Genomic DNA, 26,488 nt, shown 5'->3' on the forward strand with positions numbered 1-26,488 from the left:
TAAGAGGTAAGACCCAAATGGAAGTCATCCTGCTGGAAAAAATCGCCAATCTGGGCAACCTGGGCGACAAAGTGAACGTCAAGGCTGGTTACGGCCGTAACTACCTGCTGCCGCAGGGCAAGGCTACTGCCGCCACCGCCGCGAACGTTGCTGCGTTCGAAGCGCGTCGCGCCGAGCTGGAAAAGCTGGCTGCCGAGAAGAAGGCTTCGGCCGAGACTCGCGCCGCCCAGCTGGCCGAGCTGGAAGTCACCATCACCGCCACCGCGGGCGATGAGGGCAAGCTGTTCGGTTCCATCGGCACCCACGACATCGCTGACGCCCTGACCGCCTCCGGCGTGGAAGTGGCCAAGGCTGAAGTGCGTCTGCCGAACGGCACCATTCGCCAGGTTGGCGAATACGACGTGGCTGTGCACCTGCACACCGACGTCGAGGCGACCGTCAAGGTTGTCGTAGTCGCCGCCTAAGGCTTGCGACCAAGCGGTCTTGCGCTCAGGTGCAGGCTCGCTAACATCGGGCACGGCATTGCGTAAGCGATGCCGTGCCCTTTGTTTTTCAACTGCAGAATTTATTCCCAGAGCCTTATGAACGACATCAGCATTTCCGAGCAGTACGACCTGCAAACCTCCGCCCTGAAGGTGCCGCCGCACTCGATCGAGGCCGAGCAGGCCGTGCTCGGTGGCCTGATGCTGGACAACAATGCCTGGGAACGGGTGCTCGATCAGGTGTCCGATGGTGACTTCTATCGCCATGATCACCGGCTGATCTTCCGCGCCATCTACAAGCTGGCCGAGCGCAACCACCCCTTCGACGTGGTCACCCTGTCCGAGCAGCTGGACAAGGAGGGGCAGCTGTCCCAGGTCGGCGGCCTGGCCTACCTCGGCGAGCTGGCCAAGAACACCCCCTCGGTGGCCAACATCAAGGCCTACGCGCAGATCATCCGCGAGCGCGCCACCCTGCGCCAGCTGATCGGCATCAGCAGCGAGATCGCCGACAGCGCCTACACGCCCCAGGGCCGCACCGGCGCGGAGATTCTCGACGAGGCCGAGCGGCTGATCTTCCAGATCGCCGAGGCGCGGCCGAAGACCGGCGGCCCGGTGGGGATCAACGACATCCTGGTCAAGGCCATCGACCGCATCGACACCCTGTTCAACGCGGGCGATGCGATCACCGGCCTGTCCACCGGCTTCACCGACCTGGACAACCTGACCAGCGGCCTGCAGCCGGCCGACATGATCATCGTCGCCGGCCGTCCATCCATGGGTAAGACCACCTTCGCCATGAACCTGGTGGAGAACGCCCTGATGCGCAGCGACAAGGCGGTGCTGGTGTACTCCCTGGAGATGCCCTCGGAATCCATCGTCATCCGTATGCTCGCCTCCCTGGGGCGCATCGATCAGACCAAGGTGCGCGCCGGTCGCCTGGACGACGATGACTGGCCGCGCCTGACCAGCGCGGTCAACCTGCTCAATGACCGCAAGCTGTTCATCGACGATACGGCGGGGATTTCTCCGAGCGAGATGCGCGCGCGCACCCGGCGCCTGGCCCGCGAGCACGGCGAGATCGGCCTGATCATGGTCGACTACCTGCAGCTGATGCAGATTCCCGGTTCCAGCGGTGACAGCCGGGTCAACGAGATTTCCGAAATCTCACGCTCGCTCAAGGCCCTGGCCAAGGAGTTCAACTGCCCGGTGATCGCCCTGTCGCAGCTCAACCGTGGCCTCGAGCAGCGCCCCAACAAGCGCCCGATCAACTCCGACCTGCGTGAATCCGGGGCGATCGAGCAGGACGCCGACATCATCATGTTCGTCTACCGCGACGAGGTCTATCACCCGGAGACCGAGTACAAGGGCGTGGCCGAGATCATCATCGGCAAGCAGCGTAACGGACCCCTGGGCACCGCGCGCCTGGCGTTTCTCGGCAAGTACTCGCGCTTCGAGAACCTGGCGCCGGGCAGCTACCAGTTCGACGACGAGTAAGCGCCCGTCTGATCCGAGCTATTCCGGTCAAGGCAGTTCAGCAGTCGTGCCAAGGAGCTGCTTCAGCCCTGTTGCAGGCACCTGTGAGTTACGGCATAAATGGCGGCTAAACGCCACCACCTTATAGCGTGCCTCAGTCTGGCGTGAACAGCCCTGGCTGCAGCGCAGCCCATTGTCCATCGGAGGCAGCAGCTTGGACACTACCGAGTTCCACGGCTATCGAGTGCACTGGGTGCATGGCCAAAGCTCCCCGCAACTGCGCTCGCAGATTGTCGCCTTCTGGCGTGAGCAGAATGCCCTGAGTGATGCCCACGAAGCTTGGCGGCGAACCTTTGAGGTCGCCTGCATCGCCGTCGATCAGGCCGGGCGAATCGCCGGTGTCAGTTCGGTGTACAGCGCCCAGCATCAGGCCCTGGGGGCGCCCTACTGGTTCTACCGGAACTTCATCGATCCGGAACATCGGGTCAATGGCCTGGCACAGCGGATGGTCAGGCATACGGTCGAGCGACTGGCCGGCGCCTTCGCCGGCGAGGCCGGAGCGCCGCTCGGGGTCATCATCGTCAGCGAAAATGCCAAGCTCGACGCCCCGGCCGGCCAACGCCAGCTCAATCGCCTCGGGTTCGTCCGCCTCGGCGCAGATCAGGCGGGCAGAAGCGTCTGGCAGCGGCGGTTCGCCGTGCCGGCGGACGGCGAGGCGCAAGCCTAAACCCTCCCCCCACTCCTGAGCGACCAGCACCGAGGTTCACGCCAATGCGTCCACTGCATTTCATCTCTGGCCTGCCGCGTTCCGGCTCGACCCTGCTGTCCGCCCTGCTGCGGCAGAACCCCAGGTTCCATGCCGGCATGAGCAGCCCGTTGGCCGGCCTGCTGCACGAGCTGCTCGGCGCCATGAGCAACCGCAACGAGTTTTCCGTGTTCATCAGCGACGAGCAGCGCCAGCGCATCCTGCGCGGGGTGGTCGAGCAGTACTACGGCCCGGAATACCCGGCCGAGGTGATCTTCGATACCAGTCGCGGCTGGTGCGGACGCATGGCCGTGCTGCGCAGCCTGTTCCCGGCCAGCCGGGTGATCGCCTGCGTGCGCGAGGTGCCCTGGATCGTCGACAGCATCGAGCAACTGGTGCAGCGCAATGCCTTCAGCCCCTCGTCGATCTTCAATTTCCAGCCCGGCGGCACCGTGTACAGCCGTGCCGAGGCGGTGGCCAATGGCGAGGGCATGCTCGGCAGCGCCTACAACGCGCTCAAGCAGGCCTTCTACGGCGAGCACAGCGAGCGGCTGATGCTGGTGCGCTACGAAACCCTGGTCAGCGAACCGCAGAAGGTGATGCAGGCGATCTACCAGTTTATCGGCGAGCCGCCCTTCGCCCACGACTTCGAGCGGATCAGCTTCGACGCCGAGGAATTCGACCGCCGCGCCGGCACCCCGGGCCTGCATGAGATACGCCCGCAGGTGGCGCCCCGCGCACGGCGCAGCATCCTGCCGCCGGATGTGTTCCGCCGCTTCGAGCACGACGCCTTCTGGCAGAACCCGCAACTCAACCCCAACGACGTCACCATCGTCTGAACCCGCTTATCCACACAAGGAAAGGTCACCTCGATGAACAAAGGTATTTATCGACTGGTCTGGAACCGCAGCCTGGGCGTCTTGCAGGCCGTCTCCGAAATCGCCCGGGCCTGCCCCGGCGGCAGCCCCCGCGCCCGAAGCGGCTTTCCTCGCCGGCCGGGTCGCGGCCTGCCCTTGGCCGCGCTGGCCCTGGGCATCGCCGCGGCCAACGGCGCCCTGGCCGGCACCTATAACGTGACCACGGGCGCGGACTCGGGACCCGGCTCGCTGCGCCAGGCGATCCTCGATGCCAACGCCGATGGGGCTAGCACCATCAACATCGATGCGGCCGTGACCAGCATTACCTTGTCTGCCCCTCTGCCTGTGTTGACCGTGCCGGTAACAGTGCAGCCCAACAGCGCTGTCGAGATCGTGAGCCAGCCTATCACCGGTGGCGGTAGCTCGTTCACCTTGTCCAGCGGCAACAGTCTCACCTTCGCCGCGGCCGGCACTTTCACCGGTAGCCCGGGGACGGCAGGTGCTGGCGGGACTTCCGGGGCGAATGGCATGTCCGGTATGTATGGCGGCGCCAGCGGTCTACCCGGCTACTCCGGCTACTCCGGAGGCAATGGTGGTGCGGGCGGTGTGGGGGTCGAGGCCGATAATGCCAGCATCATCAACAGCGCCAGTGTCACGGGCGGCGCCGGCGGTACCGGCGGCAACGGCGGCAACGGTGGCAACGGTGGCAGCGGCGGTGCTGGCTACTCATTTGGTTACGGCAGCGGCGGCAATGGCGGCAACGGTGGCAACGGTGGCATTGGCGGTACTGGCGGCAATGGCGCCGTCGGTGGCACCGGCTTCAGTGGCACAGGCTTCACCCTGACCAACACTGGCACCATCCGCGGCGGGGCCGGTGGCAATGGCGGCACCGGCGGCATGGCCGGCACCGGCGGCACCGGCGGAACCGGCGGCGATGGCGGCAAATACACCAGCAACGGCGGCAACGGCGGCAATGGTGGCAACGGCGGCACCGGCGGCACAGGCGGCGCTGGCGCCCAGGGTGGTACCGGTGTCTTCGGCTCGTATTTCGTGCTGCGCAACAGCGGCACCATCACCGGCGGTAACGGAGGTGTGGGCGGCGCCGGTGGTTACTACGGTATTCCCGGCAGTGGCGGTGCCGGCGGCGCCGGCACATACGGTGGAGCCAACGGCTCCGCCGGCAGTATTGGCAATTCCGGCAGCTATGGCGCTAGCGGCAGCTTTGGCGTTGGCGGCGTCGGCGTGATCGCCCTCGGTAGCTCGACGATCTATAACGCCGGCACCATCGAAGGCGGGCTGGCCAATGGCGGCAGCGGCGCGCGGGCCAATGCCATCGAGTTCAGCGGTGGCGGCAACACCCTGGTGCTGGAGGTCGGCTCGATCATCAACGGCAACGTGGTCAGCACCAGCAGCGACACACTGAGCCTCGGTGGTGACACCGGGTCTGATTCGTTTGACTTGGACGAGTTGGGTTTCCTGGGTGGGCCGGCGCAGTATCAGAACTTCGGGCGATACCGAAAGATTGGCAACAGTTCATGGAGCCTGAGCGGCACCGACATTACCGGCAAGGACTGGACGGTGGAGAGTGGCGCCCTGTACCTGACCGATCTCGCCGGCGTGTCCGGCTCCGTAGACGTAAACGTCGGCGCCAGCCTGATTTCCGAGCTCGGTGCTACCTACATCGGCGGTAACTTGATCAACTCCGGCATGGTCCAGCTCAGCAACTTCACCCTGCCCGGCACCCAGCTGAACGTGCGTGACGATTTTATCCAGAACAGCGCCGGCACGCTGTCCATCGGCGCGAACAGCCTGGGCGCATTCGGAAAACTCAACGTTTTGGGGGGGGCGTACCTGGATGGTGCGCTGGAAGTGGATGTCAACAATGGCTTCAACTGGAGCGGGCAAAGTCTGCTCGGGGTGGTCACGGCCAGCTCGGTGAGCGGCACCTTCAGCAGCGTCAGCGATAACAGCCAGCTGTTCGATTTCCAGGCCATCTACAACCCCACCAGTGTCGACCTGAACGCCGTGGCCAGCGCCAGCAGCAGCGTGCTGAGCAGCGTGCGGGCCATGAACAACAGCCCAGCAGTCGGTGCCGCGCGGGCCCTGGACCAGGTCTTCGCCAGCGATCCCAATGGCCAGTTGGCCAGCTACTTTCAGCCATTGAACGGCGATGCGGCGATTTCCGACGCCGCCGGCCAGAGCATGCCGTTGCTCACCAGCGGCTCGGGCCTGGTCCTCGGCTCCACCCTGGGCAGCATCAACCGGGTGATCGGCGCCCGCAGCGACGCGGCCAGCGGCCGCGCCAGCGGCGAGCAGTTCTTCGTCGACCGCCATCTGTGGCTCAAGCCCTTCGGCTCCTGGGCGGACCAGGAAGACCGCGACAACGTCGCCGGCTTCAGTTCCGACCTGGCCGGCCTGGCCCTGGGCGTCGATGGCAGCGTTGGCGAACTCTGGACCCTGGGCTCGGCCTTCGTCTATGCCAACGCCGACTCGCGCAGCCAGTTCGGCGGCGCCCGCCATGGCCTGGACGCCGATGTCTACCAGTTGATCGGCTACGGTTCCTACCGCCTGGCCGGCGATAGTGCCTTGAGCTTCCAACTCGACGTGGGCCAGAGCCGCAACAAGGGTGCGCGCGACATCAGCTTCGCCGGGCTCAAGGCCGAATCGGACTATTCCAGCTGGATGGCCCATGCCGGCGTGGCCCTCGATCGCAGCTTCGAACTGGCACCGGGCACCCGCTTCACGCCCGCGGTGCGCGCCGACTACACCTGGATCAAGGACGAGGCCTATCGGGAGAAGGGCGCTGGTGCCCTCAGCCTCGATGTCGACAGCCAGACCACCGACCAGTTCGTGCTGGGCGTGGATGGCAAGCTGGCGCAGAGCCTGAGCGAGCAGCTGACCCTGAACCTCAACCTGGGCGTCGGTTACGACTTCCTGGCCGAGCGCACCTCGCTGACCTCGACCTTTGCCGGCGCGCCGGGCGTGGCCTTCACCACCAAGGGCATCGACCCCGATCCCTGGCTGGCGCGTGGCGGTGTCGGGCTGTCCTACCAGGCCGACAGTCAGTTGAAACTGTCGCTGCGTTACGATGCCGAGCACCGTCAGGATTTCCTCAACCAGACTGCCTCGCTCGAGGCGCGCTGGGCGTTCTGACCCGTTACCGATAGCGCGATAGAGAAAGGCCACGGATAACCCCGTGGCCTTTTTTCATTTCAACCTTGAGCCGCGCCCGGACAGATGCCTCGACGGGGAGCCGGTCAATGCCGGCCTGCGTGACTCCGGGGCGAACGAGCTGGACGCCGAGCGCCTCTTCGGCAGCAGCGCAGCGGCCCCTGGGTGGCGCGCGGCGCGGCAGGTACGCGCGCCTCCTCGAGTGACCGCGCGTGCGCTGCGATCAGCTTTTGTAAGTCGGGATACTGAGCTCGGCGCGGGCATGGCGGGCGAGATAGTCCTCCAGGCGCTGACCCGCTGCGGGCGTGAAGGCCTCGCCGGTGTCCAGCAGGGTCAGCACCCGGTCGACTCGAAAGTTGCGGAAATCGTTGCGCAGTTCGCACCAGCCGCACAGCGTCCAGGCCTGGCCCCAGAAGAACAGGCCGAGGGGGCGCACGCGTCTTTCGGTGGTTTGCCGAGTTTCGCTGCAGTAGCTGAGTTGCAGCGTGTGCCCGTCACGGATCGCCTGGCGCAACTGACCCAGCAAATGCAAGGGGTAGGGCCGGGTCTCGGGGGCGAATAGCTGGTTGCGGTTGAACTCGTCGCGCAGGGACGCGGGCAGCACGCCGTGAATTTTCGCCAGTGCCGATTCGGCGGCCCGCTGCAATTGCGGATCGGCCCAGGCGTTGACCATGCGCGCGCCGATCAGCAGGGCTTCAAGCTCTTCGCGCTCGAACATCAACGGCGGCAGGTCCATCGGCTGGCGCAGCACATAGCCGAGTCCGGCCTCGCCTTCCAGCGGGACGCCGGAAAGCGAGAGGTCCTGGATATCGCGATAGATGGTGCGTACCGAGACCTGCAGGCGCTCGGCCAGCCACTGCGCAGTGGTCAACCGGCGGCTGCGCAGGAACTGGACGATCTGGAACAGTCGGTCGGCGCGTCTCATCTTCACTCCCTGTAGGCGGCGCTAAGCCCGCTCGGCGGGAGCAGTCTAGAGGTCTTGGTCCGGCCTAGACAGCGCTTCTCCGGGCCCGCCCTTGGCCTTCTCGTCGAATCGATCCGGCGAGAAGGCGAGTCGACTCAGGACCTGCTGTGCAGGCCCACGTGGTTGCCCTCGCTGTCCTCTATCAGGGCGATGAAACCGCTGCAGCCGATATCGGTCTTGGTCTGGAGTATCTTGCCGCCGGCGCCGGGCACGCGGTCCAGGACCGCGTCCAGCTGGCCCTCGGCGTTCAGGTAAACCCGGGTGCCCCCGGTGCCCGGACGCTGGCCCTTTTCGGCGCTCAGGCAGCCGCCGACACCCTGGTCAGCGTCGTAGGGGAGCAAGGCCACCGGCCCACCCATGGCGTCCATCACTTGCAGGGGCGCAGCCAGCGCCTGCTCGTAGAACTTCTGGGCGCGTTGAAAGTCTTCGACGAACAGTTCAAACCAATTGATTGCGTTCATGTTGCCACTCCTTGTAGGGCTATCGGGTCAGCTGGCCGCCGCCGCGCGTGGCGCGTTCCGGACCGCTGAGATCACTCTACGCGGGGGCTGCTGACAGCCTGCTGTCAGTAGACTTTGCGGCGACACCGACGCGCTATGGCGCCCGCTCAGCTCGTCATGCTGAGGTCGTGCTGGTGGGGCGGAGGCGCTGGAAAGGCTCAGAGTCCGCTGCTGACCTTGATCACATCCAGGTGCAGGCGCGCGCTGGCGCTCAGCTCGCCGTCTTCACCGCTGAGCGCCCAGCCCGAGCGGCCGCGGGCCTTGACCTTGTAAAGCGCCTCGTCGGCGGCCTTGAACAGGCCGGCGAACTGCAGGGCATGCTGGGGATAGAGCGCCACGCCGATGCTGATGGTCACGGTGAGCCGCTCCGCGCCGTAGTGCACCGGATGGGCCAGCTCGGCGAGCAGGCGCTCGGCGATATCCCGGGCGTGGGCCTCGGCGTCGGCGCCGCAGATCAGCACGGCGAATTCATCGCCGCCCAGGCGGGCCACGGTGTCGCCGCAGCGCACATGCTGGCGCAGGCGCTTGGCGATCTCCTGCAGCATCAGGTCGCCGGCGTCGTGGCCGAACCTGTCGTTGATCGGCTTGAAATGATCGAGATCGATCAGCATCAGCGCCACGACCTCGTTGTGGCGCTCGGCATTGGCCAGGGCGGAGCCGGTCCGTTCGACCAGGAAACGCCGGTTGGGCAGTTCGGTCAGCGGATCGTGAAAGGCCGCATGCTGCAGTTCCAGCTCGCGCTGCTGCAGGCGGGTGTTGCTGGCGGCCAGCTCGGCGGTGCGTTGGGTCACTGCGCGCTGCAACTCCTCGGCGTTGGCTTGTACCAGGGCCAGCCGCGCGGCCTTCTCGCGGTCCGCTTCGTGTAGCGCCTGCGCTCGCTCGCGCTTGAGCAGCTGGATGCGATAGGCCAGGGCGAAGGAGAACAGAATGGCCTCCGCGGCGACGGCCAGGGGGAACAGGTAGGCGGTCAGTTCGCTGGGTTGCACCACGCCGGCCGCGCGCAGCATCAGGATCACGAAGCTCAGCAGCACGCTGCCGTATCCCAGCAGGTAGAGCAGGGCCGGGGTGAAGCCCTGTTTCCAGCGGATAGCCGCGCAGATCAGCAGGGTCGGTACGCTGAGGATGGGCAGCAGGCCGATCAGCCCGGCGGCTTCGCTGCGGAAGCCGGTCAGGTTGCCGATTAAGGCCAGCAGGTACAGCAGGATGCAGCCGTTCAGCAGTTGATGGGCCCAGCGCAGGCTTTTGCGGGTGTACAGCAGCTCCTGGGTGAAGCGCAGGATGCCGATGCAGACCAGTACCGGCAGGGTGATGCGATTGAGCCAGGCCGGCACTGGCGCGTCAGGCCACAGGTACTGGAAGCCGTGGCCGCTCATGCTGGCGATGAACACCAGGGAGGCGGCCATGCTCAGCACATACCAGAGGTAGGCGCGATCGCGCAGCGCCAGGAGGATGAACAGGTTGTACAGCAGCAGGGCGAAGATCACCCCGTAGATCATGCCCAGGCCGAGGTTTTCCTGGCTGGCGTGGCGCTCGAGGTCGCCCAGCTGCCAGGCGCGCAGGGGGAAGGAGTTGCCGGCGGGGTCGTAGGTGCGCAGGTAGAGAGTCAGCGGTTGCTCGTCGAGCGGCGGCAGCCGGAACAGCGCGCGCCGGTAGGGGGCGTCACGGCCGTCGGCGAAGCTGACTAGCTCGCCGGCCTGCCGCTGCCGCCAGCCGCCCCGATCGTCTGGCAGGAACAGTTGCAGGTCGAGCAGGGTCACCGCGCCGACCTCCAGCCACCACTGGCGGGGGGCGTCCGTGGCGCGGCGCAGTTGTACCTTGATCCACCAGGGGTGACGACTCTGGCCGACGCTGACGCGTCCGTCCGCGGGCTGGAAGCGCGCCTGCACCGCCGGGTCCGCCAGCTCGGCGATGTCCAGGCGAGCACCGACGTCTTCGAGCAGTTCGATTTGCCCGTTCAGCAGCTGGCCGCTGCTCTGCGCCGTCAGCGCCATGGGCGAGGCGCAGGCCCCGACCGCCATGAGCAGCAGGATTATTGTGGTGACGAACTGCTGCACCGCACAGACTCCTTTGACCCAGCTGCCGCGCTTTACCTGATCCGATATCGCTCGGAGTATAGCCGTGCGCGCTAGCGCTGATCAGGAAATATATGGCCTTCTGATATTGCCGTTCGGCCCTGGTTAAACCCAGTACAGCGGTCGGATTTGGTCAAATTTTGTGCTATATTCCGCGGCCGTTTATCCCCATGAAACCTCGGTCATGTCCATGCAAGCAGCCAAGCCGTTATTCGACTATCCCAAATACTGGGCCGAGTGCTTCGGCCCGGCGCCTTTCCTGCCGATGAGCCGGGAAGAGATGGATCAGCTCGGCTGGGACAGCTGCGACATCATCATCGTCACCGGCGATGCCTATGTGGATCACCCCTCGTTCGGCATGGCGATCATCGGCCGCCTGCTCGAGGCCCAGGGCTTTCGCGTGGGCATCATCGCCCAGCCCGACTGGACCAGCAAAGACGACTTCATGAAGCTCGGCGAGCCCAACCTGTTCTTCGGCGTCGCCGCCGGCAACATGGACTCGATGATCAACCGCTACACCGCCGACAAGAAGATCCGCTCCGACGATGCCTACACCCCGGGCGGCCTGGCCGGCAAGCGCCCGGATCGCGCCAGCCTGGTGTACAGCCAGCGCTGCAAGGAGGCCTACAAGCATGTGCCAATCGTGCTCGGCGGCATCGAGGCATCCTTGCGCCGGATCGCCCACTACGACTACTGGCAGGACAAGGTGCGCCACTCGATCCTGATCGACGCCTGCGCCGACATCCTGCTGTACGGCAACGCCGAGCGCGCCGTGGTGGAGATCGCCCAGCGCCTGTCCTACGGGCACAAGATCGAAGAGATCACCGATATCCGCGGCACCGCCTTTATCCGTCGCGACACCCCGCAAGGCTGGCTGGAGATCGACTCCACCCGTATCGACCGTCCGGGCAAGATCGACAAGATCATCAACCCCTACGTCAACACCCAGGACACCCAGGCCTGCGCCATCGAGCAGGAGAAGGGACCGGTCGAGGACCCGAACGAGGCCAAGGTGGTGCAGCTGCTGCCGCACCCGCGCCTGGAGCGCGACAAGACGGTGATCCGCCTGCCGTCCTTCGAGAAGGTGCGCGGCGATGCGGTGCTCTACGCCCACGCCAACCGCGTGCTGCACCTGGAGACCAACCCGGGCAACGCTCGCGCCCTGGTGCAGAAGCACGGCGAGGTGGACGTGTGGTTCAACCCGCCACCGATCCCCATGACCACCGAGGAAATGGACTACGTGTTCGGCATGCCCTACGCGCGGGTGCCGCATCCGGCCTACGGCAAGGAGAAGATCCCGGCGTACGAGATGATCCGCTTCTCGGTCAACATCATGCGCGGCTGTTTCGGCGGCTGCACCTTCTGCTCGATCACCGAGCACGAGGGGCGAATCATCCAGAACCGCTCCCACGAGTCGATCATCCGCGAGATCGAAGAGATCCGCGACAAGGTGCCGGGCTTCACCGGGGTCATCTCCGACCTGGGCGGGCCGACCGCCAACATGTACCGCATAGCCTGCAAGGATCCGGAGATCGAGCGGCACTGCCGCAAGCCGTCCTGCGTGTTCCCCGGCATCTGCGAGAACCTCAACACCGATCACAGCTCGCTGATCCAGCTGTACCGTTCGGCGCGCGAGCTACCGGGGGTGAAGAAGATCCTGATCGCCTCGGGCCTGCGCTACGACCTGGCGGTGGAGTCGCCGGAGTACGTCAAGGAACTGGTCACCCACCACGTCGGCGGCTACCTGAAGATCGCCCCGGAGCACACAGAGGAAGGCCCGCTCAATCAGATGATGAAGCCGGGCATCGGTAGCTACGACAAGTTCAAGCGGATGTTCGAGAAGTACTCCAAGGAAGCGGGCAAGGAGCAGTACCTGATTCCATACTTCATCGCCGCGCACCCGGGCACCACCGACGAGGACATGATGAACCTCGCCCTGTGGCTCAAGCGCAACGACTTCCGCGCCGACCAGGTGCAGGCGTTCTATCCCTCGCCGATGGCCACCGCCACCGCCATGTACCACTCGGGCAAGAACCCGCTGCGCAAGGTGACCTACAAGAGCGACGGCGTGACCATCGTCAAGAGCGAGGCCCAGCGCCGCCTGCACAAGGCCTTCCTGCGCTACCACGACCCCAAGGGCTGGCCGATGCTGCGCGAGGCCCTGGAGCGCATGGGCCGCAGCGACCTGATCGGCAACGGCAAGCAGCAGCTGGTGCCGGCCTATCAGCCCAAGGTCGACGAGTACCACAGCGCGCGACGCAAGAACTCCACCCCGGCCGGCAGCAAGAAGGTCGGTCGGGCCGCGGGCGGCAAGGAATCCACCCGCATCCTGACCCAGCACACCGGCCTGCCGCCGCGCGGCAGCGATGGCAGCAATCCCTGGGACAAGCGCGAGCAGGCCAAGGCCGCGGCGGAAGCCCGGGCCAAGGCCGAGCGCAGCGGCAAGGGCGCGGACAAGAAGGGCGGCAAGAAGCCGGCGAAGCGACCGGTGGCGCCGCGCTGATTCCCCGCGCTAACAAGAACGCCAGCTTCGTGCTGGCGTTTTTGTACCTGCTAAGGAAGGTTGCCGGCCTGCTTCAGCCGTAGCGCTTGTGCGCCTCGATGGCCAGGCCGCTGCCGATGCTGCCGAAGGTATTGCCCTCCACATGGCGGGCGTTTGGCAGCATCGCCGCGACGCTCTGGCGCAGCGCCGGGATGCCGCTGGAGCCGCCGGTGAAGAACACCGTGTCGACCTGCTCGACGCGGATCCCGGCATCGCCGAGCAGTTGCCCGATGCTGGCGCGAATGCGCAGCAGCAGCGGTTCGATCGCGTCCTCGAACAATTCGCGGGTCAGCTCGGCGAGCAGGCCCGCCTCGATGCGCTGCAAATCGATCGGCGCGGCGTCGCGCTCGGTCAGGGCGATCTTGCTGTCTTCCACCTGCATGGCCAGCCAGTGTCCGGCGCGCTGCTCGATCAGCTTGAACAGGCGGTCGATGCCGGTGGGGTCGAGGATGTCGTAGCGCATGCTCTGCAGGGCCCGCTGCGACTGGGCCGAGTAGACCGCATTGATGGTGTGCCAGGTGGCCAGGTTCAGGTGCGCGCTGGTCGGCATGGGCGCATCGCTCTTCATCCGGCTGCCGTAGCCGAACAGCGGCATCACGCCCTGCAGGCTGAGCTGCTTGTCGAAGTCGGTGCCGCCGACATGCACGCCGCCGGTGGCGAGGATGTCGGCCTGGCGATCGGCCACTTGCCGGCGCTCGGGCGACAGGCGCACCAGGGAGAAGTCCGAGGTGCCGCCGCCGATGTCGACGATCAGCACCAGTTCCTCGCGCTCGATACTGCTCTCATAGTCGAAGGCCGCGGCGATCGGCTCGTACTGGAAGGACACCTCCTTGAAGCCGAGCTTGTGTGCCACGGCCACCAGGGTGTTCTGCGCCTCCTGGTCGGCGAGCGGGTCATCGTCGACGAAGAACACCGGGCGGCCCAGCACCACGGCCTCGAAGGGGCGCTCGGCCACCGTCTCGGCGCGCTGCTTGAGCTGGCCGATGAACAGGCCGAGCAGCTCCTTGAACGGCATGGCGCTGCCCAGTACCGTGGTTTCGCTCTTCAGCAGCTTGGAGCCCAGCAGGCTCTTGAGCGAGCGCATCAGGCGGCCTTCATAACCTTCCAGGTACTCGTGCAGGGCCAGGCGGCCATAGACCGGGCGGCGCTCCTCGAAGTTGAAGAACAGCACCGAGGGCAGGGTGATCTTGCCGTCCTCCAGGGCGATCAGGGTGTCGCCGCCGGGGCGCTGCCAGCCGACGGTGGAGTTGGAGGTGCCGAAATCGATGCCGCAGGCGCGGGCCGGAGAAGAGAAAGACATGCTGCGCGCTGTTCCAAAAAAACGGCCGCGCATTCTATGCGAGGCGGCCGCAGAATGCTGCCCCGTTCAGGGTGCGGGCGACGGATGCCGGCGGGCTCAGCCCCAGCCCAGGGTCAGGGCCGCCACCACGGCATAGCGCCCGGTCTTGGCCAGGCCGACGATCAGCAGGAAGCGCCACAGCGGCTCGCGCATGATGCCCGCGGCCAGGGTCAGCGGGTCGCCGATAAAGGGCGCCCAGCTGAGCAGCAGCGACCAGTGGCCGTAGTGGCCATACCAGCCCTGGGCGCGCGTCAGGTTGCGTTCACTGATGGGAAACCAGCGCCGGTGGCGAAAGTGTTCCAGGTAGCGGCCGAGCAGCCAGTTGACCAGGGCGCCGAGCACATTGCCGGCGCTGGCCACCGCCAGCAGCGCCCAGACCGGGTAAGCCTCGCTGAGCAGCAGGGCGACCAGCAGCACTTCCGATTGCACCGGCAGCAGGGTGGCGGCGCCGAGTGCGGTGAAGAACAGCCCGAAGTAGGCGGAAAGGCTCAGCATCAGGGCGGGGTTTGGCGGTGGCGCGTCATGCTCGTAGGCGCGCCAGTCGCTGCGCTCAGGACTGCTGTTCCTGGCCGGCGTGGGTCATGATCTCTTCCAGCTTCAGTCCGGTGAGGCCGTGGATGGTGCGCCACAGGTAGTAGAAGATGGCCATCAGCATGATCATCGAGGGAATGGCGATCATCGGGTAGCTGAGCAGGTTCATCCGCCCCAGTTCGGCGTTGAAGGCTTCGCTGCCGGCCGGGCTGACGACGATCCACTTGGCCAGGACGTAGTTCATCGCCGAGGAGAAGAAGAAGGTGCCGCTGAGCCAGTAGGTCGCGCGCAGCAAACGGGCTTCGAACGCCGCGGTGTGGCCGCCCTGTTCCAGGCGCTGATGGATCTTGTCGACATCCAGCAGCGACTTGTTGAGCAGCATGGTGCGAATCAGCGGGTAGCGGGTGTAGGTCGACACCAGCACGGCGATGCCGATCAGCCCGGGCACCGCGGCCTCCTTGATCGCCAGCCACTGGTTGTCCAGCTTGAGCAGGCCGATGCCACCGGTGAGCAGCACGCTGATCAGGCCGAGCAGGGCAATGAAGTTGAATTTGCGATACTTGATCAGCTCGAACGAACCCCAGCCAAGGGGGAACGCCAGGGCCAGGACCAGGGCGCCGTCGGCGCCTAGGCGCGACTCGCCGCTGAGCTTCATCAGGATCAGCGAGGGAATCAGGATGCTGATCAGCAGGTCGATCAGTGGGCGCGGCTTGTGTGCGGCGCTGGGGCTTGGCGTGGTCTGGGTCATGTCTCGTTCGAAGCGCTGGAAAGAAGGGCGATGATCGCCTGCCTGAGCGGCAGCCGCCAGCCCGATTGTCGGCTGGACTGTGACAAAGTTGTGCGAATGGCCGGCCGCCTGGTGCTCCGAGGCAATGGTCTGAGCGGCCACCGTCGGGATATTGGCTGGCAGTGGTCAGTGTCGAGCTGGCGTCGCTAAGGATATGATACTAATGTGACATCATGCGGTAAGTTGCGGTCGCAGAGGCCGCGGGAGTCCGAACATGCAGTCCCCTCAAGTGGTGCGCTGGGCCTGCCTGCTTTTCGCGCTGGGCGTCTTGCAGTCGGGTCAGGCTTCGGCAAAGGACTGCATCGGCGTGGTGCCCGCCAGCGCCCACGTCTTCTGGCAACAGGTGGAGGCCGGTGCCCGCCGTGCGGGGGTCGACGCCGGTATCGAGCTTTATGTGCGCGGCCCGCGCAAGGAGGGCAGCGTCGCCACCCAGCTGCAACTGATCGACAAGGTCCTGGAGCAGGGCTGCAAGGCGTTGGTGATCGCCCCGGCCGGTGCCGAGATCAATGCCAAGGCCCGTGAACTCGAGGCACGCGGGGTGCTGACCTTCTACATCGACCGGGACGTCGGCGGCGACGATGTACAGGCGCTGATCGCCACCAACAACTACCGGGCAGGCCAGGCGGCCGGGCGCCACGTCGCGCAGCGTCTGGGCAGCGAGGGGCGGGTCGGGCTGATTCGCATGACGCCGGAGATCGCCTCGACCAGTGCCCGCCAGCGCGGCTTCATCCAGGCGGTGGAGGCGGCAGGCCTTACTATCGCCTTCGATCGCCCCCTGGGCGATCCGCCGCAAGCCACCTTCGAAGCCTTGCACGATCAGCTGCCGCGGCTCGACGCGCTGTTCACCCCGAACGGCTCCTCGACCCGGCTAACCTACGCCGCGCTGTTGCGCATGCAGGAGGCCGGGCAGCTGCTGCACATCGGCTTCGACGCCGATCAGGTGCTGCTCGATGCGCTCAGGGCCGGTCAGATCGACGCACTGATGGTGCAGCAGCCCTATGCCATGGGCTATCAGGGTGTGCTGCTGGCCGAGCGCGCCTTGCGCACGGGGCGCGTCGAGCCGCGTATGCGGCGGATCGAGTTGGACGCCGTGCTGGTGACGCGGGACAATCTCGACAGTCCCGGGATCAAGACCCAGCTGCAGCTGCCCAAGCAGCCCTAGGCCGGTCATCGGGTGTCGCTCGCCAGCGCTTGCGCCCTGGCGAGTGCCGGCCCCGGCCGCTCCTCCGTCCAACCTCACCATCGCTTCTGGATGATGCCCCCATGTCGAACCTGCAACGTGCTTCCCACCATGAGCTGCGCAGCGCCTTTCGCGCGCTGCTGAGCGCCGATGCCTGCTACCACACCGCCTCGGTGTTCGATCCGATGTCGGCGCGGATTGCCGCCGACCTCGGCTTCGAGGTGGGCATTCTCGGTGGTTCGGTGGCCTCGCTGCAGGTGCTGGCCGCGCCCGACTTCGCCCTGATCAGCCTCAGCGAGTTCGTCGAGCAGGCCACCCGTATCGGCCGGGTCAGCCGCTTGCCGGTGATCGCCGATGCCGACCACGGCTACGGCAATGCGCTCAACGTGATGCGCACCGTGGTCGAACTGGAGCGCGCCGGGATCGCCGCGCTGACCATCGAAGACACCCTGCTGCCGGCCCAGTTCGGTCGCAAGTCCACCGACCTGATCTCCATCGACGAGGGCGTCGGCAAGATCCGCGCGGCGCTGGAGGCGCGGGTCGACCCGCAGCTGGCGATCATCGCGCGCACCCATGCCGGCGTGCTGGCGACGGACGAGGTGATCCGTCGCACCCAGGCCTACCAGGCGGCCGGCGCCGATGCCATCTGCCTGGTCGGGGTGGAGGACTTCGCCCATCTGGAGCAGATCGCCGGCGCGCTGAGCATCCCGCTGATGCTGGTGACCTACGGCAATCCCCGGCTGCGTGACGACGCGCGCCTGGCCAAGCTCGGCGTGCGCATCGTGGTCAACGGCCACGCCGCCTACTTCGCCGCGATCAAGGCCACCTACGACTGCCTGCGCGAGCAGCGCGGTGGCGAGGCATCCGAACTCAGCGCCTCCGAGTTGGCGCACAAGTACAGCCTGCCCGAGGAGTACATGGTCTGGGCCGAGGACTTCATGAATGTGAAGGAGTAGCCGTGTGCGGCGCAGGCCGATGAACCGCCCTTGCAATAGCGGGCTCAGGCGCGCATATCTAGCGCAGGGCAACGAACGTTTGAGAGGTGTACATGGCCGGTGGTTGGGCGAGTGACGGGGCGGTGCAGGAACAGATCGACAGCAGCATCGAGGACGCCATCGCTCGCGCCCGTAGCCAGCTGCCCAGGGGCGAGAGCCTGCATCACTGCGAGGCGTGCGATGCGGCCATTCCCGAGGCCCGGCGCCAGGCTATCGCGGGGGTGCGCCTGTGCGTCGCCTGCCAGTCCGAACAGGACAAGGCGCAGCAGGCCGGTGGCGGCTACAACCGCCGCGGCAGCAAGGACAGTCAACTCAGATAAGGCGCGGCATGGGCGTCAGGGGGGAAACAGTGGGAAAGCTGTGGCAATGGCTGCGCCTGAATGTGCGGCACGCTTCCCTCGTGTCGTGCCTGGCCCTGCTCGTGGTCCTGCCGGCCCAGGCCGCGCAGCTGGTGTTGCACACTGAGGAAAACCCGCCGATGAACTTCAGTCGCGATGGCGAACTGACGGGGTTCTCCACCGAGGTCGTTCGCGAGTTGGCCGTGCGCACCGGCGACACGGTTCGGCTCGAACTGGGGCCCTGGACCCGCGGCTACGGCAAGGCGATGAGCACCGCCAACGTCGGGGTCTTTACCACGGCACGCATCGCCGAGCGCGAGCAGGCTTTTCAGTGGGTGGGGCCGCTGACGCACACGCGCACCCGTTTCTACACGCACAAGGGCGCGGGCCTGCGAATCGACAGCCTCGAGCAGGCCGCCCATGCCGGTCGCCTGGTCCTGCAGCGCAACTGGTACACCCACGAGTATTTGCTCGCGCGCGGTTTCACCAACCTCTATACGGTGACGGCGCCGGACAAGATGATGCAGGTGTTCAGCAAGCATCGCGCCGACCTGCTGGCGGCTAGCGACTACGCCTTGCCGGAGCTGCTGGCGATGGTCGGGATGAGGCCGGAGCAGGTCGAGGCGCAGTTCGTGTTTCTCGAACACGACACCTACCTGGCGTTCTCCCTCGCCACCGCGCGGAGCATCGTCGAGCGCTGGCAGGTGGCGTTGGATGAGATGAAGCGGGACGGCGAATTTACCGCCATCTACCGGCGCTGGTTCCCCGAACAGCCGCTGCCGGCATGGCTGCTCAGCGGCAGCCGTTAGCTCGCGCCTCGGTCTTCCCTATCCCTCGGCCAGTGCTGAAATGAGCTCAGTGTCATGACAGCGGCCCCGGCCGGCAGTCATCGGGCGGGCGTGGACAGGGTCTTGTAGTAGATGGCGTTCGCCCGGTACTGGCCATCGGGGCCACATGCGTAGTCGGGCAGGCCGCCGATGCAGCGATAGCCTGCGCTGCGGTAGGCGTCCTCGGCCGGGCTGCCAGCCTCGGTGTCCAGGTACAGCAGGCCGCGCTGCCGGCTGCGCGCCTCGTCCTCCAGGCGCTGTAGCAGTGCGCGGGCGATACCGCGCCGGCGCGCACGGCTGTGCACCAGGAGCTTCTGCACCTCGGCACGGTTCAGGCCGTTGCGCTTCTGGCACAGGCTCAGCTGCACGCTGCCGAGCGGCAGGGCATGCCGGCCGGCGACCCACAGCAGGCGCGAGCCGTCCTGCAGGCCCGCCAGCACCTCGTCGTAATAGGCGTTGGCTTCGGCCCCCGAGAGGTCGGCGAGGAAGCCGACCGAAGCGCCGTGGCGCACGCTGTCGAGCAGCAGCTCGACCAGCCCCTGTCTATAGGTTTCGAATTGCTCAGGCCCGACCAGGGTCGGTTGCAGTGGCTGGGTCGTCGGGAGCGCTGGATCCATGGGTATTCCCTTCCGTGGGTAGAATCAGTTGCATAAAGGTCAAATCCAGCCAGCGGTCGAACTTGCGCCCGACCTGGGGCATCTGCCCGGTGGTGACGAAGCCGAGGCGCTCGTGCAGGCGGATCGAGGCGGTGTTTCCACTTTCGATGGCGGCGACCAGCACGTGCAGGCCGGCGCCGCGCGCCCGCTCGATCAGCGCCTGCATTAGCGCGGGCCCCAGGCCGCGGCCGCGTTGGTCGCCGCGCACGTACACCGAGTGTTCCACGGTGTGGCGAAAGCCTTCGATGCTGCGCCAGGTGCCGTAGCTGGCGTAGCCAAGCACTTGCCCCGCGCTATCACGGGCGACCAGGACCGGAAAGCCGGCGGCCCGGCGTTCGGCCAGCCAGGCGCTGCGGTTGTTCAGGTCGACCAGGGTTTCGTTCCAGATCGCCGTGGTGTTCTGCACGGCGTCGTTGTAGATGGCCAGGATGCCGGGCAGGTCGCCGGCGTTGGCGTCGCAGATCGTGTAGCTCATGGCAATCCTTGGCGATGCAGGGGGTACGGTCGCCCGCGAGGCTGAATATAGGTCGGGGCTGCGGCGGGCGTCGAGCGTCTCCTCCGGGGCTGAGGGCGCCCGCTCGACCGGCCGCGCGGCGCCGGCGAATCAGAGCACCAGGTAGTTCTTCACCCCGGTGAAGATGATCTGCGCCGCCAGGGCGCAGACGAACAGGCCCATCAGGCGGCTGACGATCTGCAGGCCCTGGTCGCCGAGCAGGCGCTCGAACTGGTTCGACAGGTACAGCACCACCCCCACGGTGAGGCTGGCCAGGGCGATGCCGAGCACCGCCAGCAGCTTGTCGTCCCAATGCGGCTGGCTGGCGCCCATCAGCAGCAGCGCACCGATGGTGCCGGGGCCGACGGTGAGGGGGATGGTCAGCGGCACGATGGTCACGTCCTGCTGCACGTTGTCGGTCTGCACCGCCGACTTACCCTGGGCCATGCCCAGGGCGGAGATGAACAGCACGCTGCCGGCGCCGATGCGGAACGCGTCGATGGTGATGCCGAACAGGGTGAAGATGTGCTTGCCGAACAGGTACAGCAGTACGCTGGCCACCAGTACGCCGGCGGCGACCTTCCAGGCCAGCCTCTTGCGCTCCTTTACCGTGTAGCCGCGGCTCAGGCCGATAAAGCAGGACAACACGAAGAATGGGCTGTAGAGCACCAGCAACTTGAGATACAGACTGAACAGCTCGGACGCCATGGCGGGACTCGTCTCTTGGCCGGGGGGCGGGGGTAGGCGGTGGGCGCGGCCGTGCCGGCGGTCGCCTCGGAGGGGAATGATCCGGGATTGGTCGCGCGATCTCCAGTGCGCCAGGCAATTTTGTTGCTCGCTGGTGGATGACCGCCTGGCGCCCTGGCGCCAGCCGGCGCGCAAGTTCGACTATACCTGTGGCGTTAGCCGGCACTGGCCGCTGGAGCCGCACGATGGCGCATGTGAGCTTCACCCGCAACCTGCATCGCCACCTGGATGTGGCCGCCTGCGAGGCGGCCGGTGCCACGGTGGGCGAGGTACTGGGCGAGGTGTTCGCCGGCAATCCGCGGCTGCGCAGTTATCTGCTGGATGATCAGGGACGGCTGCGTCAGCACGTGGCGATCTTCGTCGATGGCAGCCAGGTGCGCGACCGCCGCGGCTTGAGTGACCGGGTGGCGAGCGGCAGCGAGATCTTCGTGGTGCAGGCGCTTTCCGGCGGATAAAAGGAGGAGGCGAAGATGGCTGACGTGCTGCATGTGGCCACGCGCAAGGGCTTGCTGACATTTTCCCGCAAGGCGGGCGAGTGGCGCCTCGAGCGCAGCGATTTCCTTGGGGAACCGGTAAGCATGGTGCTGGCCGATCGGCGCGATGGCTATCTCTACGCGGCCCTGCACCTGGGGCATTTCGGTCCCAAGCTGTGGCGTTCGGCAGATGCCGGAGAACACTGGGAAGAAGTCGTCGCGCCGGCGTTCGCCGCCAGCGCTGACGGGCAGGGGCCGTCGGTGTCGATGATCTGGTCGCTGGAGTGTGGCGGCGTCGACCAGCCGCAGACGCTCTGGGCCGGGACCCTTCCCGGCGGCCTGTTCCGCTCCGACGACCGTGGCGCGTCCTGGCGGCTGATCGAAGCGTTGTGGCAGCGCCCGGAGCGCGCCCAGTGGTTCGGCGGCGGCTACGACGAGCCGGGCATTCACTCGATCTGCGTCGATCCGCGCGACAGCGCGCGGCTGCAGGTCGCGGTGTCCTGCGGCGGCGTGTGGTGCAGCGAGGACGCCGGGACCAGCTGGGCCTGCTGTACCCAGGGCATGCGCGCGGCCTACATGCCGCCGGAGCAGGCCGAGATGCCGGAGATCCAGGACCCGCACCGCATGGTGGCCTGTGCGGCGCAGCCGGACACCCTCTGGGTGCAGCACCACAACGGCATCTTCCTGTCCCACGATGGCGCCGGGCATTGGCGCGAGATCGAGGGCGTCGAACCTTCGAGCTTCGGTTTCGCCGTGGTCGTGCACCCGCGCGAGGCACAAACCGCCTGGTTCGTGCCGGCGGTCAAGGACGAGTGTCGGGTGCCGGTGCAGCAACGCCTGGTGGTGACTCGCACACGGGATGGTGGGGAGAGCTTCCAGTGCCTGGGCGCCGGCCTGCCGCAGAAACACTGCTTCGACCTGGTCTACCGGCATGGCTTGGCCATCGACGAACGTGGGCAATGCCTGGCGATGGGCTCGACCACCGGCCATCTGTGGTACTCGGCCGATCAGGGCGACAGCTGGCAGCTGCTGGCCGGCCACCTGCCGCCGATCCATGCGCTGCGCTTCGCCTGATACGGGGGCGCCTGTGCGACGCCGGGTTTGCCGAGGGACGGATCAGTAGGGCAGGGCGGTGCGCTGGCGGCGGACTTCGCGTTCGGCGATCCAGTGCTCGAGCAGGTCGCGCAGTTGCGACAGCTCCACCGGCTTGGACATGTGCCCGTCCATGCCGGCCTGGCGTGCGCGTTCCTTGTGTTCGTTGAGGATATGCGCGGTGAGGGCCACCACCGGGGTGCGGTCGCGCTTCTCCGCCTGCTCCCAGGCGCGCAGCTGCTCGGTGGCGGAGAAGCCGTCGAGCACCGGCATCTCGCAGTCCATCAGGACCAGGTCGTAATGCCGGCTCTTCATGGCCGTGAGCGCTTCCTCGCCGTTGCTGGCGGTATCGGGCTGCAGGTTGAGCTTGCCGAGCATGCCGCGGATCACCTTGGTCGAGATGCTGTTGTCTTCGGCGACCAGGATGCGGAAATCGTTCGGCACGTTCAGTGGCGCGGTCACCGTGGTCGGCACGAACTGCGGCGCGCCGGTGCTGCGCTGGGCCAGTTCGTCGGCCAGGGTGGCCTTGAGGGTGTACCCGGCCACCGGCTTGGCCAGGATGCGCTTGATGCCGGCATTGCGCGCGACGATCTTGCTCGGTGCGTTGCTGATGCCGGTGAGCATGATCAGCAGGATGTCGTGGTTGAGGCTGGGGTCTTCCTTGATCTTGGCCGCCAGCTGCATGCCGGTCATGCCGGGCATGTCCTGGTCGAGCAGCACCACGTCGAAGTACTCGCGCAGGTGCGCCTTGGTCCGCAGCAGGGCCAGGGCCTCCTTGCCGGAGGGCACGGTGCTGACGCTTAGGCCCCAGGCGCTGCACTGCTGCATCAGCACCTTGCGGCAGGTGTCGTTGTCGTCGACCACCAGCAGGCGGGCACCCTGCAGGGGACCGTCGAGGTCGGCGGTGGGCTGCTCGAGGCGCGCGGCGTCGAGCGGCAGGGTCAGCCACAGGGTCGAGCCCTGCTTGCCGCCGCTCTGCACGCCGAACTCGCCGCCCATCAGGCGCACCAGCTGGCGGGCGATAAGCAGGCCCAGGCGGCCGCCGAGCTTGGTGGCGGAGAGGAAGTCGCGGCTTTGCAGCTCGGCATGCAGGAGCGCCTCGCGTTCGCTGGCCAGCAGCGGCTGGCCGCTGTCCTGCACGGCGATGCGCAGGCGCGGCTGGCTCCCGCCATTGTCCAGCGCCACCACCAGCAGCACCTCGCCCTCGGCGGTCTGCTTGAAGGCATTGTCCAGCAGGCTCAGCAGGGTCTGGCGCAGGCGCGTCGGGTCGCCGCTGATCACCCGCGGCACCTGGGGTTGCATGAAGCTGATCAGCTCGACCTTCTGCTGCTCGGCCTTGGCGCGGAAGATGTCCAGGCAGTCCTCGATCAGGGCATTGAGATCGAACTGCACATCGTCCAGTTCGATCTGCCCGGTCTCCAGCTTGGAAATGTCGAGAATCTCGTTGATCAGGGTCAGCAGCTCGTTGCCCGAGCTGTGGATGGTCTGCACGTAGTCGCGCTGCTTGGCCGACAGTGGGGTGCCGAGCAGCAGCTCGGTCATGCCCAGCACGCCGTTCATCGGGGTGCGGATCTCGTGGCTGATCTTGGCCAGGAACTCGGCCTTGGCCTTCAACTCGGCGGAGCTGGCGGCCAGGGCGCGGCTGGTGCTGAACTGATCCTGGACGATGCGGCGCTGGCGTTCGCTCAGCGCCATGCTGGCGATGAAGCCGCTGACCACGGTGATGGCCAGCAGGCCGTAGGCCAACCAGTCGGATTGCACCGCCCAGTAGCCGAAGAGGATCGGCAGGGCGCCGACGAAGGCCGCGCAATACAGCAGCAGCGCCACACTGAACAGGCGCGCCGGGCGGTAGCCGTGGCTCCAGTGGTACAGCGCGACCAGCAGCATGCTCAGGCCGCTGACCGCGGCGAGCAGGTAGACCAGCTGGTTGAACTGCAGGTTGCTGGCGATCAGCAGGGTCAGGCTGACCAGGCCGACCACCAGGATTTCCCCGAGCAGCAGGCGGTTCAGCGGCGTATTGCTGCAGACCCCATGGAAGAAGCTGGCGGTGAAGGCCAGGGCGCAGAGCATGGTTGCCAGCATCGACAGGTTGGCGATCTGCGGTTGCAACGGCTGCCATTCGCCCAGCCAGGGGTTGCTGATGCCCAGCACGCTGATGGCGGTCAGCAGCAGGCCGGCCTGGGTCGCCGCGAGCCACAGGCTGGTGACCGCGCGGCTGTAGGCGAAGCGCACGAGGTTGTAGAACACCAGCATGCCGAGGCCGCCGAGCAGCAGGCCGAGCAGCAGTGGCCGGCTGTCGTCGGCGGCGATGGCGTTGGTGCTCTGCAGGCTGATGGTCGGGCGCAGGGCGTGATCGGAGGCCAGGCGCAGGTAGAGGTCCAGGGGGGCATCGGCCTGGGGCAGTGGCAGCAGGTAGTCACGGCTGGCCAGGGGACGGCTGGAGAACGGCAGGCTGCTGCCGGTGCGGGTGTGATCGAGCAGCTGATCGCCCTGCAGCACGTACAGGTCGAGGTAGGCCAGGTAGGGGGCGAAAATCCGCAGCATGCGCGCCTGCGGGCTCACCGGCAGGCGGTAGTGCAGCCATAGCGCGGCGTCGCCGCCGGGGGTGTAGAGGTCGCCGAGCTCGGTCGGGGCGAAGCGCGAGCTGTGCAGGGGGGTGCGGATGTCGTCGAGTTGCAGGCTCGCGCCATCGTCGTTCAGCGCCGACCATCCGCTCGCCGCCTGGGCCGGCAACTGACACAGCAGCGTCAGCAGCAAGCCGAAAAACAATCCTGTGGCATTCCTCAGCCGGCGCACGGTGAAATCCCTTCGGTAATGGGTGGTCCGATTATAGCCATGCCGGGATCGCCAGGACCATGCAAAGGGCGTCGCCGCCCTTTGCTGGTGCGCTCTCAGCTCTCGCCGCGCTCGCGGGCGATCGCCCGATAGCCGATGTCCTTGCGGTAGAAACAGCCGTTCCAACGGATCTGCTCGGCCAGGCGGTAGGCCTGCTGCTGGGCCTCGGCCACGCTCGGGCCGATGGCCGTGGCGCACAGCACCCGGCCGCCGGCGGTGACGATCTGGCCGTCCTTGAGCGCGGTGCCGGCGTGGAACACCTTGCCGTCCAGCTTGGCGGCGGCGTCCAGGCCGTCGATGACCTCGCCCTTGGCGTAGTCGCCGGGATAGCCGCCGGCGGCCAGTACAACGCCGACGGTGGGGCGCGGGTCCCAGGTCGCCTCGACCTTGTCCAGGGCCCTGGCCAGGGCGGCCTCGATCAGCAGCACCAGGGACGATTCCAGGCGCACCATGATCGGCTGGGTCTCCGGGTCGCCGAAGCGGCAGTTGAACTCGATGACCTTGGGCGCACCGCTCTTGTCGATCATCAGGCCGGCATAGAGGAAGCCGGTGTAGACGTTGCCTTCGGCGGCCATGCCCTTGACGGTCGGCATGATCACCTCGTCCATCACCCGCTGGTGTACCTCGGCGGTCACCACCGGAGCCGGCGAGTAGGCGCCCATGCCGCCGGTGTTCGGGCCGCTGTCGCCGTCGCCGACGCGCTTGTGATCCTGGCTGGTGGCCATCGGCAGGACATTCTCGCCGTCGACCATCACGATGAAGGAAGCCTCTTCACCATCCAGAAACTCTTCAATGACCACCCGCGAGCCGGCCTCGCCGAAGGCATTGCCGGCGAGCATGTCGCGCACCGCGGCCTCGGCCTCGGCCAGGTCCATGGCGACGATCACGCCCTTGCCGGCGGCCAGGCCGTCGGCCTTGATGACGATCGGAGCGCCAACCTGCTGCAGGTAGGCCAGGGCAGGTTCCACTTCGGTGAAGTTCTGGTAGGCCGCGGTCGGAATCTGGTGGCGGGCGAGGAAGTCCTTGGTGAAGGCCTTGGAGCCCTCCAGCTGTGCGGCGCCGGCGCTGGGACCGAAGATGTCCAGGCCGCGGGAGCGGAACAGGTCGACCACGCCCCTCACCAGCGGCGCCTCGGGGCCGACGATGGTCAGCTGCACGTTCTGCTCGGCGAAGTCGGCCAGTTGCTCGAGGGCCAGCACGTCGATGGCGACGTTCTCACACTTGGCCTCGAGGGCGGTGCCGGCATTGCCCGGGGCGACGAAGACCTTGGCCACGCGTGGGTCCTGGGCGACTTTCCAGGCCAGGGCGTGTTCGCGACCGCCGCTGCCGATGATCAATACGTTCATGTTTCTCTCCTGGGGGAGGCGGGCCTGGGGCCCGTTCGGTGGA

23 protein-coding genes are annotated in these 26,488 nt (G+C 66.8%); 12 read left to right on the forward strand and 11 right to left on the reverse strand.

The window, feature by feature from the left end:
* Nucleotides 1-17: 17 nt before the first annotated feature.
* The 5 genes from rplI (at nucleotide 18) to LPB260_RS07990 (ending at nucleotide 6,710) form a co-directional block, all read left to right on the forward strand.
* Entirely contained in the window at nucleotides 18-464 is a 447-nt protein-coding gene (gene rplI, locus LPB260_RS07970) for a 50S ribosomal protein L9 (protein WP_208708160.1), read from the forward strand.
* A gap of 117 nt (nucleotides 465-581) precedes the next feature.
* A complete protein-coding gene (gene dnaB / locus LPB260_RS07975) occupies nucleotides 582-1,976 on the forward strand; it encodes a replicative DNA helicase (RefSeq protein WP_208708161.1) in 1,395 nt (464 codons plus the stop codon).
* A gap of 193 nt (nucleotides 1,977-2,169) precedes the next feature.
* On the forward strand, nucleotides 2,170-2,682 hold the full coding sequence (locus LPB260_RS07980) for a GNAT family N-acetyltransferase (protein ID WP_208708162.1): 513 nt from the start codon (nucleotides 2,170-2,172) through the stop codon (nucleotides 2,680-2,682).
* Between the two features lie 44 nt (nucleotides 2,683-2,726).
* Nucleotides 2,727-3,539 (forward strand): sulfotransferase, encoded by an 813-nt coding sequence (locus tag LPB260_RS07985; RefSeq protein WP_208708163.1) that lies wholly within the window; start codon nucleotides 2,727-2,729, stop codon nucleotides 3,537-3,539.
* A gap of 33 nt (nucleotides 3,540-3,572) precedes the next feature.
* Nucleotides 3,573-6,710, forward strand: a complete 3,138-nt coding sequence (locus tag LPB260_RS07990) for an autotransporter domain-containing protein (RefSeq protein WP_208708164.1) — start codon at nucleotides 3,573-3,575, stop codon at nucleotides 6,708-6,710.
* A 241-nt stretch (nucleotides 6,711-6,951) separates the two neighbouring features.
* Here LPB260_RS07990 and LPB260_RS07995 read toward each other — a convergent pair whose 3' ends face one another.
* From LPB260_RS07995 to LPB260_RS08005, 3 genes are all read right to left on the reverse strand, one after another.
* Nucleotides 6,952-7,653, reverse strand: a complete 702-nt coding sequence (locus tag LPB260_RS07995; protein WP_208708165.1) for a YafY family protein — start codon at nucleotides 7,651-7,653, stop codon at nucleotides 6,952-6,954.
* Between the two features lie 134 nt (nucleotides 7,654-7,787).
* A complete protein-coding gene (locus tag LPB260_RS08000) occupies nucleotides 7,788-8,153 on the reverse strand; it encodes a VOC family protein (protein WP_208708166.1) in 366 nt (121 codons plus the stop codon).
* Nucleotides 8,154-8,350: 197 nt separating this feature from the next.
* Complete coding sequence (locus LPB260_RS08005; RefSeq protein WP_208710122.1) at nucleotides 8,351-10,210, reverse strand: diguanylate cyclase; 1,860 nt, start codon at nucleotides 10,208-10,210, stop codon at nucleotides 8,351-8,353.
* A 244-nt stretch (nucleotides 10,211-10,454) separates the two neighbouring features.
* Between LPB260_RS08005 and LPB260_RS08010 the strand changes: the two genes are divergently transcribed.
* Entirely contained in the window at nucleotides 10,455-12,767 is a 2,313-nt protein-coding gene (locus LPB260_RS08010) for a YgiQ family radical SAM protein (RefSeq protein WP_208710124.1), read from the forward strand.
* A gap of 73 nt (nucleotides 12,768-12,840) precedes the next feature.
* Here the strand turns inward: LPB260_RS08010 and LPB260_RS08015 are convergent, their stop codons facing one another.
* From LPB260_RS08015 to LPB260_RS08025, 3 genes are all read right to left on the reverse strand, one after another.
* Complete coding sequence (locus LPB260_RS08015; RefSeq protein WP_208708167.1) at nucleotides 12,841-14,106, reverse strand: Hsp70 family protein; 1,266 nt, start codon at nucleotides 14,104-14,106, stop codon at nucleotides 12,841-12,843.
* Nucleotides 14,107-14,202: 96 nt separating this feature from the next.
* Nucleotides 14,203-14,640, reverse strand: a complete 438-nt coding sequence (locus LPB260_RS08020) for a YqaA family protein (RefSeq protein ID WP_208708168.1) — start codon at nucleotides 14,638-14,640, stop codon at nucleotides 14,203-14,205.
* A gap of 55 nt (nucleotides 14,641-14,695) precedes the next feature.
* The gene (locus tag LPB260_RS08025; protein WP_208708169.1) at nucleotides 14,696-15,424 is read right to left on the reverse strand and encodes a VC0807 family protein; all 729 of its coding nucleotides are present in this window, start codon (nucleotides 15,422-15,424) and stop codon (nucleotides 14,696-14,698) included.
* Between the two features lie 253 nt (nucleotides 15,425-15,677).
* Between LPB260_RS08025 and LPB260_RS08030 the strand changes: the two genes are divergently transcribed.
* From LPB260_RS08030 to LPB260_RS08045, 4 genes are all read left to right on the forward strand, one after another.
* Complete coding sequence (locus tag LPB260_RS08030) at nucleotides 15,678-16,625, forward strand: substrate-binding domain-containing protein (RefSeq protein WP_208708170.1); 948 nt, start codon at nucleotides 15,678-15,680, stop codon at nucleotides 16,623-16,625.
* Between the two features lie 110 nt (nucleotides 16,626-16,735).
* The gene (locus LPB260_RS08035) at nucleotides 16,736-17,599 is read left to right on the forward strand and encodes an oxaloacetate decarboxylase (protein ID WP_208710127.1); all 864 of its coding nucleotides are present in this window, start codon (nucleotides 16,736-16,738) and stop codon (nucleotides 17,597-17,599) included.
* Nucleotides 17,600-17,691: 92 nt separating this feature from the next.
* A complete protein-coding gene (locus LPB260_RS08040) occupies nucleotides 17,692-17,958 on the forward strand; it encodes a DksA/TraR family C4-type zinc finger protein (protein ID WP_208708171.1) in 267 nt (88 codons plus the stop codon).
* A gap of 29 nt (nucleotides 17,959-17,987) precedes the next feature.
* Complete coding sequence (locus LPB260_RS08045; RefSeq protein ID WP_208708172.1) at nucleotides 17,988-18,785, forward strand: ABC transporter substrate-binding protein; 798 nt, start codon at nucleotides 17,988-17,990, stop codon at nucleotides 18,783-18,785.
* Nucleotides 18,786-18,862: 77 nt separating this feature from the next.
* On the opposite strand, the gene LPB260_RS08050 is transcribed toward LPB260_RS08045, so the two are convergent.
* The 3 genes from LPB260_RS08050 to LPB260_RS08060 all read right to left on the reverse strand — a co-directional run bounded on the left by LPB260_RS08050 (nucleotide 18,863) and on the right by LPB260_RS08060 (nucleotide 20,660).
* Nucleotides 18,863-19,420: a GNAT family N-acetyltransferase gene (locus LPB260_RS08050; RefSeq protein WP_208708173.1), complete on the reverse strand. Its 558-nt coding sequence runs from the start codon at nucleotides 19,418-19,420 to the stop codon at nucleotides 18,863-18,865.
* A complete protein-coding gene (locus tag LPB260_RS08055; RefSeq protein ID WP_208708174.1) occupies nucleotides 19,365-19,934 on the reverse strand; it encodes a GNAT family N-acetyltransferase in 570 nt (189 codons plus the stop codon). The genes LPB260_RS08050 and LPB260_RS08055 overlap by 56 nt, the downstream gene beginning before the upstream one ends.
* Before the next feature lie 129 nt (nucleotides 19,935-20,063).
* Nucleotides 20,064-20,660: a MarC family protein gene (locus LPB260_RS08060; RefSeq protein WP_208708175.1), complete on the reverse strand. Its 597-nt coding sequence runs from the start codon at nucleotides 20,658-20,660 to the stop codon at nucleotides 20,064-20,066.
* Nucleotides 20,661-20,884: 224 nt separating this feature from the next.
* Here LPB260_RS08060 and LPB260_RS08065 point away from each other — a divergent pair, with 224 nt between their 5' ends.
* Both LPB260_RS08065 and LPB260_RS08070 read left to right on the forward strand, forming a co-directional pair.
* A complete protein-coding gene (locus LPB260_RS08065) occupies nucleotides 20,885-21,154 on the forward strand; it encodes a MoaD/ThiS family protein (protein WP_208708176.1) in 270 nt (89 codons plus the stop codon).
* Between the two features lie 15 nt (nucleotides 21,155-21,169).
* Nucleotides 21,170-22,246, forward strand: a complete 1,077-nt coding sequence (locus tag LPB260_RS08070; protein ID WP_208708177.1) for an exo-alpha-sialidase — start codon at nucleotides 21,170-21,172, stop codon at nucleotides 22,244-22,246.
* 42 nt (nucleotides 22,247-22,288) lie between these two features.
* Here LPB260_RS08070 and LPB260_RS08075 read toward each other — a convergent pair whose 3' ends face one another.
* Both LPB260_RS08075 and purD read right to left on the reverse strand, forming a co-directional pair.
* Nucleotides 22,289-25,060: a hybrid sensor histidine kinase/response regulator gene (locus LPB260_RS08075; protein ID WP_208708178.1), complete on the reverse strand. Its 2,772-nt coding sequence runs from the start codon at nucleotides 25,058-25,060 to the stop codon at nucleotides 22,289-22,291.
* A 95-nt stretch (nucleotides 25,061-25,155) separates the two neighbouring features.
* The gene (purD, locus tag LPB260_RS08080) at nucleotides 25,156-26,445 is read right to left on the reverse strand and encodes a phosphoribosylamine--glycine ligase (RefSeq protein ID WP_208708179.1); all 1,290 of its coding nucleotides are present in this window, start codon (nucleotides 26,443-26,445) and stop codon (nucleotides 25,156-25,158) included.
* Nucleotides 26,446-26,488 lie beyond the last annotated feature (43 nt).

The sequence above is a fragment of the Pseudomonas sp. LPB0260 genome (assembly GCF_013388395.1).